The organism is Massilia sp. CFBP9026, from assembly GCF_034045165.1.
Lineage (GTDB): Bacteria > Pseudomonadota > Gammaproteobacteria > Burkholderiales > Burkholderiaceae_D > Telluria > Telluria arenae.
In genome coordinates this window covers 1-12345 of sequence record NZ_JAXCWH010000007.1, presented here as the reverse complement: position 1 = coordinate 12345, position 12345 = coordinate 1, and the positions used below count along the sequence as shown (strand labels likewise).

Genomic DNA, 12345 nt, shown 5'->3' with positions numbered 1-12345 from the left:
GTCAACCCGATGACGCTGCCTGCGCGCCCGTTCGCGCTGTTCATCTCCGACCTGCACCTGCAGGTCTCGCACCCGCGCACGCTGGAGGCCTTCCTGGTCTTCATGAAAGAGCGCGCGGTGCATGCCGAGCGGCTTTACCTGCTCGGCGACATCTTCGAATACTGGGCCGGCGACGACGACCTCGCCGACCCGTTCAATGCGCAGGTCGTTGCCGCGATCCGCGCAGTCAGTGACGCCGGCACCGCCGTCTACTGGATGGCCGGCAACCGCGACTTCCTGGTGGGCGACGGCTTCGCCCAGGCCGCCGACCTGCAACTGCTGCAAGACCCGCATGTGATCGAGGCCGGCCCACGCACCGTGGCCCTGCTGCACGGCGACGCCCAGTGCACGCTCGACACCGCCTACATGGCGTTTCGCGCCCAGGTGCGCCAACCTGCCTGGCAGGCCAACTTCCTCGGCATGCCGCTGGCCCAGCGCAAGGCCATCATCGCCGGTCTGCGCCAGGGTTCGCGCGACGCGCATACCGAGAAGTCGTACGAGACCGTGGACGTCACGCCCGAGGCGATCGACGCCGTCTTCCTTGATACCGGCGCCGACGTCATCATCCATGGCCATACCCATCGCCCCGCCGTGCACGAACACGGCGACCATTTGCGCTACGTGCTGCCCGATTGGGAGCTCGACGCCGAGCCGGTGCGCGGCGGCTGGTTCGCGCTGCATGCCGACGGCAGCATCGTGCGTCACGACTTGACGGAACTCACGCTTTCCTAAGCGGGCGTGAGCCCGCGCACCACCAGTTCGTCCCAGCCGGATTGCGGGTCCGGTTCGCGGCTGAAGCGAACATCGGGCAGCAGCGCCAGCAGGATCTCGGCCGTGGTGCGGATCGTGCAGCCAGGCGCTACATGCCCGCCTCGCTCAGGCTGCCGATGCCCGACAGCACAAAGGCGGCCTCGACGCCGTATTCCTTCAACACCGCGGCAAGTGCTTCACGCAAGTCTTCCAGTGGATGCAGGCGTATGGGGAGGGTTCGCATGGATCGGCGCTGTCGCATGGATGATAGAATTGCCGATTGTAGCAAGCCACCGGCTCAGGCGAGTGCCCGCTGCCGTTCGCCGCTGCGCGCCGCGCGCTCGACCGCCGCGACCAGCCGGCTGTTATGCAGCGCATGCGCGAAGCCCGGGGTGGCGTAGCTGCCGCCGGCAATATCGCGCGCCAGGCTGGCATAGACTTCGCCGACATTGATCGCCGCGCCGACCCAGAAGTCGGCGGCGGTCGGGCCGATGCCGGACGCGACCGGCGCATCCGGCGCCGCGAACTCCACACTGGCCGACAGCGCCAGGTCGCCGACCTGGACGCCGGCCAGGTGGTTGCCCGACAAGGTGAGCGTGCCTTGCGTGCCCCGCAGCTCGAGGATGAACCCTGCATCCGGCGGCGCCACGCCCGCCAGGACTTGTACCGACACCGAGGCGCCGCGCGCGGTGCGGGCGATCAGGTCGACGTGATCCTGGATCTCGCGCACCGAGACCGTGCCGGCGTCCACCAGCTCGATCTCCGGCCACAGCAAGGCGGTGCGCGCATCGACCTCGACGATATCGCCCAGCACCGCCTCGACCACGTCCAGCACGTGGGCCGTCGTAATCGTCAGGAAACTCGCACCGGAGGCCGATTTGTTGAAGTAATCGTAGGCGGCTATCGATTGCGGACCGAAGCCGAAGGTTGTCGCCCGCACGTTCGCCGACAGCAAGCGCCCGAGCTTGCCCGATACAACCAGTTCGGCCGCACGGCGCACCGACGGGTTCAGGCGCCCCTGCAGGCCGATCGCCGTATGCAGCTCGCCGGCCGCCGCCGCCATCTCTTCGGTCTCGGCCAGGCTGGCGCCGAGCGGCGCCTCGCAATAGACCGCCTTGCCGGCGCGCAGGGCGGCCAGCACCAGTTCGCGGTGCGCCGGCACCTTGACGGCGACGGTCACAATGTCGATCGTGTCGTCCGCGATGAGCCGGTAGGGATCGGCGTACCAGCGCCCGGCGCCGAAGGTTTCTGCCGCGGCGCGCGCGCTGTCCTCATGCCGCGTGGCCACCGCCGCCAGCACCAGGCCAGGCTGCGAGGCGATGGCGGGAATGTGGGAGGCGCCGGCCCAGCTCGCCTTTGTGTCGGCCCCGATGATGCCGACCCGCAGAGGTTTGTTCGTCATATTGTCGCTCCAGTCTATGATGGGAGCGGCCATGGTAAGAGTCCGATTGCAAACACGGAAGACTACAATCAACACATGACTGTCAAGTTGTGATTTACACTGATGGAATGAATCCCTCCCTGCTCCCTTCGCTCGCCTGGTTCGCCCGCATCGCCCACCACCGCAGTTTTACGCGCGCGGCCGACGAGATGGGCGTGTCGCGCGCCGCCCTGTCGCAGAATCTCAAGGCCCTGGAAAAGGAGCTCGGCACGCGCCTTTTGTACCGCACCACGCGCGATATGTCGCTGACCGAGGCTGGCCAGCAACTGCTGGACAGCCTGCAGCCGGCCTTGCGCCAGATCGCGCATGCGCTCCACGGCCTGGACGCTGGCGGCGGCGCGGCGAGCGGCCTGGTGCGGATCAATACCTCGCGCCTGGCGGCCCGGGCGCTGATCGAGCCGCACCTGCACGAGTTCCAGGCGCGCCATCCCGGCGTCAGGCTCGAGCTGGTCATGGCCGACGGCATGTCGAACATCATCGCCGACGGCTGCGACGCCGGCATCCGCCTGGGACGCAGCCTGGCGGAACACATGGTGGCGGTGCCGGTCAGCCCCGTCCTGTCGATGGCGGTAGCCGGCGCGCCGGGCTATTTTGAACGCCACGGCGTGCCGTCGACGCCCGCCGAACTGGCTGGGCATAACTGTATCAATTACCGCTATCCGAGCAGCGGCGCCGTGCACGACTGGGATTTCCAGGACCCCGCCGAAGGCCGCCACTTCACCCAGTGCGTCAGCGGCAATCTCACCACCAACGACTGCGCGAGCATGACGAATATGGCCCTCCAGGGACTCGGACTGATCCAGATCGGCGACCTCTCGATCCGGCAGCATCTGCTCGACGGCCGCCTGGTCCGGGTGCTCACCGACTGGAACCACACCCAGGCTGGCTTTCACCTGTACACGCCGGCGCGCGAGCACATGCCGCCCGCGCTACGCGCCCTGCTCGACTTCCTGGTGGAGAAGCGCGACACGATCGCAGTCCTGTAAGCAACTTGGCGCACGGGTATGCATGTTTACATTTGCGCGGAAGGTGTTATAGTGAACTACATCACCACCGCAATACCTCACCATGGAGGCTATATGGGCAACATACTGCAAGGCACCGCAAGGGAGACCGACGATGAGCGCCGACTGGAACGATAGCACCCCGATCTACCGCCAGCTCAAGGAGCGGGTGGTCGGCATGATGCTCGACGGCGTATTGAAAGCCGGCGACGCCCTGCCCTCGGTGCGCTCGATCGCCGCCGAGTATCAACTCAACCCGATCACGGTATCGAAGGCATACCAGGAACTCGTCGACGAGAGCCTGGTGGAAAAGCGAAGGGGAATTGGCATGTACGTCACCGAAGGAGCAAGCGAAAAACTGCTGGCAAGCGAACGCGAACGCTTCATCCGCGAAGAGTGGCCGGCCATGGTCGAGCGCATCCGCCGCCTGGGGCTGGATGTCGAACAGCTGCTGCGCGACAGCGGCAATGCGGTGGGAGGTGCGGCATGAACACCGTTCAAGACGCGGTCCAGAAACCAGGCCCACAATCGGCTTCGAGCGCAGTCCTGTCCGCGCGCGGCCTGACCAAGCGCTATGGCAAGCAGGTGGCAGTCGACGGCATCGACTTCGAGATCCCGGCCGGCCGCATCGTCGGCCTGATCGGCCCCAATGGCTCGGGCAAGACCACCACCCTCAAGGCGGCCCTGGGCCTGATCCCGTTCGAGGGCGAGCTGTCGGTGCTGGGCCTCGATCCGCGCACCCAGCGCGACGCCTTGATGAAGGACGTGTGCTTCATCGCCGACGTCGCCATCCTGCCGCGCTGGTTGCGGGTGAAGGATGCGGTCGACTTCGTCGAGGGCGTGCATCCGCGCTTCGACCGCAGCAAGGCCGAGCGCTACATCGCCAACACCAAGCTCAAGCCGGGCATGAAGGTCAAGGAAATGTCGAAGGGCATGGTCGTGCAGCTGCACCTGGCGCTGGTGATGGCGATCGACGCCCGCCTGCTGGTGCTCGACGAGCCGACGCTCGGGCTCGACATCCTCTACCGCAAGCAGTTTTACCAGCACCTGCTGGAAGACTACTTTGACGAACAAAAAACCATCGTCATCACCACCCATCAGGTGGAAGAGGTCGAGCACATCCTCACCGACCTGCTGTTCATCCGCGACGGCAAGATCGCGCTCGCGGCGTCGATGGAAGAGATCGGCCAGCGCTACGTCGAGGTGATGGTGCCGAACGAAAAGGCCGCCGCGGCCCGGGCCCTGCAGCCGCTCGACCAGCGCGCCATGTTCGGCAAGTCGGTGATGCTGTTCGATACCCAGCGCGCGGGCGGCCTGTCGCGCAGCCAGCTCGAAGCCCTCGGCGAAGTGCGCCACCCAAGCGTGGCCGACCTGTTCGTCGCCACCATGAAAGGAAGCTACGCATGAATACGCACATGAGCACGATGAAATGGCTGATCCGGCGCGAACTGTGGGAACACAAGGGCGCCTTCGTCTACGCGCCGCTGGCGGTGGCGGCGGCGCTGGTGCTGCTGCTCGGCGGCGGCTTCCTGTACGCATTGACGTCATCTGCCTTCCATATCCAGCACAATGGACATCAGATGATCACGATCGAGGGCGTGCCGCCGGAAATGTACGCCAAGGCGGCGGCGATCGCGGCCTCGAGCTACCTGGCGATCACGGCGCCGCTGTTCCTGGTGCTGCCGGTAGTGGTCTTTTTCTACTGCCTGGCGGCCCTGCACGATGAACGGCGCGACCGCAGCATCCTGTTCTGGAAATCGCTGCCGATGTCGGACCGGGAGACCGTGCTGTCGAAGGCGGCGGTCGCACTGGTGGTGGCGCCGCTGCTGACGGTGGCGATCGGCATCGCCACGTCGCTCATGCTGCTGGTGCTTGGCCTCTTGGCCAGCGCGGTCAAGGGCGTCAACCTGATCGCGCCGGTGCTGGCCAATGCCAACTTCTACCTGTCGCCGCTCTACCTGCTGAGCTTCCTGCCGCTGTACATCGTGTGGGCGCTGCCGACCGTTGGCTGGCTGCTGCTGGTGTCGAGCTGGGCCCGCTCCAAGGTCTTCCTGTGGGCGGTGGGCGTGCCGGTCATCGCGCTGGCCCTCTTGGCCTGGTTCGATTTCCTGGTCGGCCGCTTTTCTGGACTGAGCCTGAACGTCAAATGGTTCGGCGAAGAAGTGGTGGCGCGCCTCCTGGGCGGCCTGATGCCCGGCATCTGGTTCGGCGAAGTCAATGGCCGGGCGCTGGCCGAACAGAATGCCGGCCTCGATGGGCCGATGCTGATTGGCCTGTCCTACGGCACGCTGGCCTCGCCCGCGGTATGGATCGCCGCCGCCGCCGGCTGCGCGATGATCTACGGCGCGATTCGCCTGCGCCGCTGGCGCGACGAGGGTTGAGTCCCGTGCGCGCCCTGCTTCCCATCACGTGCGCGATGCTGCTGGGCGCTGGCGCCGCCGCCGCCCAGACCAGCAAGCCCGACAGTCCAGAGGAAATCAAGGTCAATGCGATGCGCGATCCGGAGGTGCGCAAGTATGAGGCGATCGTGGCCGGCCTGGATGCCTTCGACGACTACCATCGGATGGCCCCGGCGGTATCGGTGCTGCGGTTCCGTATCGAGCCACGCGGCGGCGCCGACAAGCCCGTGCTGCCGGCGGCGCGCCTTGGCGGCGACGATGGCTTCAGCCTGGCGCTGGCGGTCGACGCGGACGGGATGTTCACCGTACCACGCAGCCAGCCCGCACTCGATGCGAACAGCGAACTGGTGCTGAACCAGAAACGTCGTCGCTACCGGGTGACTCCGGTGGTGCGCTCGCCCGGCTTACCCGATCAGGTGCGGCGCCTTGGCGACCTGCGCCTGGAGTGCCGGGTGCAGGTCGCGATCATCAAGGAAGAGATTCCGCTCTGGGTGGTGCTGGCCGCGAACACGCTATTGCGCACCCGCGACTGGTGCGGCTTCACGTTCGAGGGCAAATCCGGCTTCACCTTCCGGCACACGCACGCGCTGCGCGCCGCAGTGCTGGTCGATGGCAACCGCAGCGCCCTGCTCGAGACCGAGGGCAACGGGTTTCGCGTTCCACTTGGCGACACCAGCTGGAGCGACGATACCCTGGTCGAGCTCGAGCTCGAACCCGCGGCGGAGATTACTGGAACTGCTGGCGAAACGCCTCGAACTGAGCCTTGAGCTCTTCCATCACGGCGCGCAGCGACGCGACTTCTTCTTCGAGCTGGGCGATGCGGCCACCCTGGGTCTGGCCGCTGGATGCCGACGAGGTCTGCTCGCTGCCGGCCACGATGGTGATCTCGCCGCCCAGCAGCTGGCCGTAGCGCGATTCCTTGGTGCCTGGCGCGCGTTCGAGCTTGACCACCAGCGGCGGGTATTTATCGATCAGGAACTGCAGCGCCGTCTCGACGTCCTGCACGCTCTTGAACTCGTGCAGGCGGCCGCTGCGGGTGCGGATCTCGCCGGCGGTCTGCAGGCCGCGCAGCATCAGGATGGTGAGCACGGCCAGCTTGTCCTGCTCCAGGGTCCACTTGATGCGCATGCGGTGCTCGTACTTCACGACGCGGGCGCCGGCCTGCGAGATCGCGTTGACGAGCTTGCGCTCGGTGAGGCGCTGCAGGGTGTCGAGGACGATGTCGTCGGACAGCTGCATCACCGGATCGCGGCTCGACAATTGGTTGCATCCGTTGACGATCGCGTTGAGCGACATCGGATAGTTATCGGGGGTCAGCGCTTCCTTCTCGGCCAGCACGGCCAGCACGCGCAGCTCTACCGGGTCCAGCACGGCTGCGGCGTCGATGCCGCCAGTCGCTTCGTTTGTCATGCGATTCCTTAATCTACCAGTCGGTTCAGTTGTTCCGAGTCGAGTTTATCACCCTCCTCCACCCGCGGGCAGCACAGCCCGGCGGCGCGCAGGGTATCGGTGAGGCGTTCGATCTGCTCATCCTGGCGCGCGGCGTGGTCGATCAGGCCGCGCAGGGCTTTCGACAGCGGGTCGTCGCCATTGGGCGTGACGCCATAGGCGGCGAACATGCGCGCGCTGCGCGACTGGTCTTCTTTCTGGATGATGTGGGCCGGATTGCCGACCGCCGTGGCGCCGGCCGGTACCGGCTTGACCACCACCGCGTTGGAACCGATCTTGGCGTACTCGCCGACCGTGAAGGCCCCCAGCACCTGGGCGCCGGCGCCGACGATCACGCCGCGTTCGAGCGTCGGATGGCGCTTGGTGCCGGCCACCAGCGTGGTGCCGCCCAGCGTGACGCCCTGGTAAATGGTGCAGTCGTCGCCGATCACGGCGGTCTCGCCGATCACCACGCCGAAGCCGTGATCGATGAAGACCCGGCGGCCGATCGCGGCGCCGGGGTGGATCTCGATGCCGGTGACGATGCGGGCCAGGTGGGCGATGAAGCGGCCGAGCCATTTCAGGCCCGTGCGCCAGCAGGCGTGGGCCCAGCGGTGGGCGACGATGGCGTGCAGGCCCGGATAGCAGGTCAGCACTTCCCAGCCGTTGCGGGCCGCGGGATCGCGCTCGATGATGTTGCGAATGTCTTCGCGCAGTCGTGAGAAAAACATGGTGGTGCTTCGGAGGGAACGGCTTTCATGGTAGCCGATCCGGGGATGAAATGCTTGTGGAGATGATAATGCGGCGGGAGCCGGCCTGGACGCGCTGCCAGGCCGTTGTTGCGCTAGTGCTGAGGTCAGCCTTCGCGCGCGATGCGCTGGCGACGGGCCTCGTACAGGCAGACGCCCGAGGCGACCGACACGTTCAGGCTCTCGACCGAGCCGAACATCGGGATGTTGACCAGCACGTCGCAGGTCTCGCGCGTCAGGCGGCGCATGCCCTCGCCTTCCGAACCCATGACCAGGGCGGCCGGGCCGGTGAAGTCGGCCTGGTACAGGCCGCGGTCGGCGTCGTCCGAGGTGCCGATGAGCAGGATGTCGCGTTCCTTCAGCTCGCGCATGGTGCGCGCCAGGTTGGTGACGGTGATGTAAGGGACCGTCTCGGCCGCGCCGCTGGCGACCTTGGCGGCGGTGGCGTTCAGGCCGACCGCGCGGTCCTTCGGCACGATCACCGCGTGTGCGCCGACGCCGTCGGCCACGCGCAGGCAGGCGCCCAGGTTGTGCGGGTCGGTGATGCCGTCCAGGATCAGCAGCAGCGGCGGACCCTCGATCGCGTCAAGCAGCTCGTCCAGGTTGCGCGCCAGCGCCAGCTGGCTGGCGAAGGCGATCACGCCCTGGTGGCGGCGGGTGCCGGTGATCTTGTCGAGGCGCGCGGCATCGACCGGCATCACGCGTACGCCAGCCGCCTTGGCATTGGCGATCAGGTCCTTCATGCGGCCGTCATTGCGCTCGGCATCGACAAAGATCTCTTCCACCGACTGCGCCTCATGACGCAGGCGCGAGGTCACGGCGTGGAAGCCGAAAATCATTTTATTTTTCATTTGCTACTTCTCAATCGCTTTCAGGTGCTTTTTTCTTGCTGGTTTTGGATGCGGTCTTGGTCGCGGTCTTGGCTGCGGCCTTTGGTGCCTTCGGCGCAGGCGCGACGGCTTTGGTAGCAGCCGCCTTGCGCGGAGTGGCGACAGCTTTTTTGGCTGCCGGTTTCTTGGCTGCCGGCTTCTTGGCCGCGACAGCCTTGACTGGCGCCGCGACGACTGGCTCCGCGACCGGCTCGGCCTTGCTTGCGGCCTTGGCCGGCGCCTTCCGTGCCTTCGGCTTTGCTGCAGGGGCGACAACCGGCGCTGGTGCTGGCGCTGGTGCAGCCTCGACGACAGCCTTGGCGCTGGCCTTGGTCGCACGCGGTTTGCGTGCAGCCGGTGCGCTCTGTTGCTCGATCACGGGCGCCGGCGTCGGTGCTGGCGTCGGTGCCGGCGTTGGTGCCGGCGTTGGTGCTGGCGTCGGTGCTGGAGCGGGTGCAGCCGCATTCGCGCGCTCTTCCGCCTTCGCCTTGGCCCGGGCCTTGCGCGATTTTGGTGGCTTCGACGGCACTACCATGGCGTCCTGCGCTACCTGGCGGGCACGCTCGAGCGGGGTCGGCGTCTCCACCACGGCAGGCACGTCGCGCTTTGGTCCACGCGAACGGCCGCCGCGCGATTTCTTGCCGCCGCCGTTGCCACGGCCCTCATTGCGGCCCTCGTTGCGGCCTGGCTTGTTGCGACCAGACCCCTCGCCCGCCTCAAGCGCGACCGGCGCCGACGCCAGCGTCAGGTCGATCTTGCGCGATTCGAGGTCGACCCGCGCCACGCGCACGGTGACGCGGTCGGTCAGCTGGTAGCGCTGGCCGGTGCGTTCGCCGCGCAGTTCATGGCGCGCTTCGTCGTACTGGAAGTAATCGGCGCCCAGCTCGGTGATGTGCACCAGGCCTTCGACGAACAGCTCGTCGAGCTGCACGAAGATGCCGAAGGTGGTGACGCCGGCGACCGTGCCGGTGAACTCTTCACCGATCTTGTCCTGCATGAAGAAGCACTTGAGCCAGTTTTCGACGTCGCGCGACGCTTCATCGGCGCGGCGCTCGTTGGCCGAGCAGTGCACGCCGAGGGCGTCCCAGATCGTCAGGTCTCTTTCGCTCTTCTGCGGCTTGCCGTCGGCCTTGTCCTTGGCCGCCTGCTTGCGCGCCGAATTCGACTGGGTCGAATTCAGCTTGCCCAGCTCGATACCCTTCGGCTCGTAGCGCTTGCCCAGCAGGATCGCCTTGATCGCGCGGTGGGTCAGCAGGTCGGGATAGCGGCGGATCGGGCTGGTGAAGTGGGCGTAGGCCTCGTACGCCAGGCCGAAGTGGCCGACGTTGTCCGGGCTGTAGACCGCCTGCTGCATCGAGCGCAGCAGCATGGTCTGCAGCAGCGTCGCGTCGGGGCGCTCGCGGATTTGCTGCATCACCGCGGCGTAGTCGCGCGCGGTCGGCTTGTTGCCGCCGCCGAGGTTCAGGCCCACCTGCTTGAGGAAGGTGCGCAGCTGGTTCAGCTTCTCTTCGGTCGGCACGGCGTGCACGCGGAAGGTGCCCGGGTGCTTGTGGCGCAGCAGGAAGTCGGCGGCGCACACGTTGGCGGCCAGCATGCACTCTTCGATCAGACGGTGCGCATCGTTGCGGGTACGCGGGATGATCTTCTCGATCTTGCCCAGCGGATTGCAAACGATATAGGTTTCGGTGGTTTCGAAATCGATCGCGCCGCGCTCCTGGCGCGCCTTGAGCAGCGCGCGGAAGGCGCCGTTCAGGTTCAGCAGGTGCGGCACGATGCCTGGACGCTGTTGCGCTTCCTCGCCGTCGGTATTGGCGAGGATGTCGGCCACCTGGTTATAGGTCAGGCGCGCCGCCGAGTGCATCACGGCCGGGTAGAACTGGTAAGCGGTGACTTCGCCGTCCTCGGTGACGACCATATCGCACACCAGGGTGCAGCGGTCCACATGCGGGTTCAGCGAACAGAGTCCGTTGGACAGCTTCTCGGGCAGCATCGGAATCACGCGACGCGGGAAGTACACCGAGGTGCTGCGCTCGATCGCGTCGGCATCCAGCGCGTCGTTCGGCTTCACGTAATGGCTGACGTCGGCGATCGCGACCAGCAGGCGATAGCCCTTGGTACGGCCGATCTTGACCGGCTCGCAGTAGACCGCGTCGTCGAAGTCGCGCGCGTCTTCGCCGTCGATGGTCACCAGCGGCACGTCGCGCAGGTCGACGCGGTCGGCGAGGTCGGCACTGATCACTTCGTTCGGCAGGCGCGCGGCCTGCTTCAGTGCAGGCGGCGAGAACACGTGGGGCACGCCGAACTTGCGCACGGCGATTTCGATTTCCATGCCCGGATCGTCCAGTTCGCCGAGCACTTCGACGATGCGGCCGGTCGGCTTCTGGAAGCGCCCAGGCTGCTCGAGCAGCTCGACGCTGACCACCTGCCCGGCGCGCGCCTTGCCCGGCGAACCGGATACCAGGACGTCCTGGGCGATGCGCTGGTCTTCGGGCGAGACGATCCACACGCCGCCTTCATTGAGCAGGCGCCCGATGATGTGGGTGTTGGCGCGTTCGACGACTTCAACGATCGAGCCTTCGGGACGGCCGCGGCGATCGGTGCCGGTCACGCGCGCCATCACGCGGTCGCCGTGCAGCACTTTCTGCATCTCGCGGTCGGACAGGAACAGGTCGGGGCCTGGCTCGTCCGGGATCACGAATCCAAATCCGTCCCGATGCGCGGCGACCTTGCCGGCCACGAAGGCGGAATGGTCGGCCAGCATATAAGTGCCACTGCGGTCGGAGCGGATCTGGCCGTCACGCTCCATGGCGTTCAGGCGGCGGCCCAGGACTTCCTGGGCGGCGGGCTTGACCTTGAGGACACGTGCCAGGCCGGCCGCATCGAGCGGGTCGGTGGCGTCACGGAAGACTGCGAGGATTTCCTCGCGGCTTGGAATGGTATGAGTAGGTTGCTTCAAATCGGTTCTTTTTTCTCTTGGCCAGTAATAGCGCCGCTCATGAATAAATAGGCGGCAGCCAGCTTGATTGACACCTTGACAGGCGTAGTGTAACGGAGGTCCATCCGATTCGCCTAACGTGGCGTGCTGCGGGATGTTCCTGGAATATATTCATTGCCCCGATCAGAACTTCATCGTGGGTCTTTGACTATTGAAAATCATCCGCTATAATCTCGCTCTCTTCAGCAACGGCGGCAACGACGAAGCGAAGAAAGCAGCAGTGGTAAGCGGTGTGTTTTGCGTGATGATCTAGAAATGTTGATCTAGCGGAAAATGACAAAGCCTGCTATTGTAGCAGAGTTGGTTTGCAGTGCCCACGTGGCGGAATTGGTAGACGCGCATGGTTCAGGTCCATGTGCCGCGAGGTGTGGGGGTTCGAGTCCCTCCGTGGGCACCAACAGATTGACAGGTTGTTTGTAGTACAGAAAACGCCCACGTGGCGGAATTGGTAGACGCGCATGGTTCAGGTCCATGTGCCGCGAGGTGTGGGGGTTCGAGTCCCTCCGTGGGCACCAACGTTTTCTGGTTGTAGGGTGGACGGATTTCCGTCCACGCGGAAGTAAGCGTAGAGTTAGCAGTAATCAGTGCCCACGTGGCGGAATTGGTAGACGCGCATGGTTCAGGTCCATGTGCCGCGAGGTGTGGGGGTTCGAGTCCCTCCGTGGGCACCA

Annotated in this window: 10 protein-coding genes, 3 tRNA genes and 2 pseudogenes; 9 read left to right on the top strand and 6 right to left on the bottom strand. The window is 65.9% G+C overall.

Features of this window, described 5'->3' with window-relative positions; all coding sequences use genetic code 11:
* The first annotated feature begins 9 nt into the window (after positions 1-9).
* Positions 10-771 carry a UDP-2,3-diacylglucosamine diphosphatase gene (locus tag SOM28_RS17555; protein WP_320468883.1) on the top strand — a complete coding sequence of 254 codons (762 nt, stop codon included), beginning with the start codon at positions 10-12 and terminating at the stop codon, positions 769-771.
* On the opposite strand, the pseudogene SOM28_RS17550 reads toward SOM28_RS17555, so the two are convergent.
* Both SOM28_RS17550 and SOM28_RS17545 read right to left on the bottom strand, forming a co-directional pair.
* Positions 768-1033: pseudogene (locus SOM28_RS17550) on the bottom strand (PCC domain-containing protein). The gene SOM28_RS17555 and the pseudogene SOM28_RS17550 overlap by 4 nt on opposite strands.
* Positions 1034-1087: 54 nt before the next feature.
* Positions 1088-2191, bottom strand: a complete 1104-nt coding sequence (locus SOM28_RS17545) for a Gfo/Idh/MocA family protein (protein ID WP_320468882.1) — start codon at positions 2189-2191, stop codon at positions 1088-1090.
* Positions 2192-2298: 107 nt separating this feature from the next.
* Between SOM28_RS17545 and SOM28_RS17540 the strand changes: the two genes are divergently transcribed.
* From SOM28_RS17540 to SOM28_RS17520, 5 genes are all read left to right on the top strand, one after another.
* Positions 2299-3216 (top strand): LysR family transcriptional regulator, encoded by a 918-nt coding sequence (locus tag SOM28_RS17540; protein WP_123072250.1) that lies wholly within the window; start codon positions 2299-2301, stop codon positions 3214-3216.
* Between the two features lie 133 nt (positions 3217-3349).
* Positions 3350-3724, top strand: a complete 375-nt coding sequence (locus SOM28_RS17535) for a GntR family transcriptional regulator (RefSeq protein WP_320468881.1) — start codon at positions 3350-3352, stop codon at positions 3722-3724.
* A complete protein-coding gene (locus SOM28_RS17530) occupies positions 3721-4641 on the top strand; it encodes an ABC transporter ATP-binding protein (RefSeq protein WP_320468880.1) in 921 nt (306 codons plus the stop codon). Before SOM28_RS17535 ends, SOM28_RS17530 begins: the two co-directional genes overlap by 4 nt.
* 8 nt (positions 4642-4649) lie before the next feature.
* Positions 4650-5615 carry a hypothetical protein gene (locus tag SOM28_RS17525; protein ID WP_320468879.1) on the top strand — a complete coding sequence of 322 codons (966 nt, stop codon included), beginning with the start codon at positions 4650-4652 and terminating at the stop codon, positions 5613-5615.
* Between the two features lie 5 nt (positions 5616-5620).
* Entirely contained in the window at positions 5621-6400 is a 780-nt protein-coding gene (locus tag SOM28_RS17520) for a hypothetical protein (protein ID WP_320468878.1), read from the top strand.
* Here SOM28_RS17520 and SOM28_RS17515 read toward each other — a convergent pair.
* The 4 genes and pseudogenes from SOM28_RS17515 to rnr all read right to left on the bottom strand — a co-directional run.
* Positions 6360-7043, bottom strand: a complete 684-nt coding sequence (locus SOM28_RS17515) for a YceH family protein (protein ID WP_320468877.1) — start codon at positions 7041-7043, stop codon at positions 6360-6362. The genes SOM28_RS17520 and SOM28_RS17515 overlap by 41 nt on opposite strands.
* Before the next feature lie 8 nt (positions 7044-7051).
* Positions 7052-7792, bottom strand: coding sequence for a serine O-acetyltransferase (gene cysE, locus SOM28_RS17510; protein ID WP_320468876.1), 741 nt, complete (start codon positions 7790-7792; stop codon positions 7052-7054).
* Positions 7793-7917: 125 nt separating this feature from the next.
* Positions 7918-8661: a 23S rRNA (guanosine(2251)-2'-O)-methyltransferase RlmB gene (gene rlmB, locus SOM28_RS17505; protein WP_123071447.1), complete on the bottom strand. Its 744-nt coding sequence runs from the start codon at positions 8659-8661 to the stop codon at positions 7918-7920.
* 751 nt (positions 8662-9412) lie between these two features.
* A pseudogene (gene rnr / locus SOM28_RS17500) lies at positions 9413-11635 on the bottom strand (ribonuclease R); the annotation flags it as partial.
* 351 nt (positions 11636-11986) lie between these two features.
* On the opposite strand from rnr, the gene SOM28_RS17495 reads away from it, so the two are divergent.
* From SOM28_RS17495 to SOM28_RS17485, 3 genes are all read left to right on the top strand, one after another.
* Positions 11987-12071 (top strand) — tRNA-Leu (locus SOM28_RS17495).
* 33 nt (positions 12072-12104) lie between these two features.
* Positions 12105-12189 (top strand) — tRNA-Leu (locus SOM28_RS17490).
* A 71-nt stretch (positions 12190-12260) separates the two neighbouring features.
* Positions 12261-12345, top strand: a tRNA-Leu gene (locus SOM28_RS17485).

Coding starts and splice junctions, on each gene's coding strand:
- SOM28_RS17555 (WP_320468883.1), top strand. CDS start 10: ATGACGCTGCCTGCGCGCCCGTTCGCGCTGTTCATCTCCGACCTGCAC.
- SOM28_RS17545 (WP_320468882.1), bottom strand. CDS start 2,191: ATGACGAACAAACCTCTGCGGGTCGGCATCATCGGGGCCGACACAAAG.
- SOM28_RS17540 (WP_123072250.1), top strand. CDS start 2,299: ATGAATCCCTCCCTGCTCCCTTCGCTCGCCTGGTTCGCCCGCATCGCC.
- SOM28_RS17535 (WP_320468881.1), top strand. CDS start 3,350: ATGAGCGCCGACTGGAACGATAGCACCCCGATCTACCGCCAGCTCAAG.
- SOM28_RS17530 (WP_320468880.1), top strand. CDS start 3,721: ATGAACACCGTTCAAGACGCGGTCCAGAAACCAGGCCCACAATCGGCT.
- SOM28_RS17525 (WP_320468879.1), top strand. CDS start 4,650: ATGAGCACGATGAAATGGCTGATCCGGCGCGAACTGTGGGAACACAAG.
- SOM28_RS17515 (WP_320468877.1), bottom strand. CDS start 7,043: ATGACAAACGAAGCGACTGGCGGCATCGACGCCGCAGCCGTGCTGGAC.
- cysE (WP_320468876.1), bottom strand. CDS start 7,792: ATGTTTTTCTCACGACTGCGCGAAGACATTCGCAACATCATCGAGCGC.
- rlmB (WP_123071447.1), bottom strand. CDS start 8,661: ATGAAAAATAAAATGATTTTCGGCTTCCACGCCGTGACCTCGCGCCTG.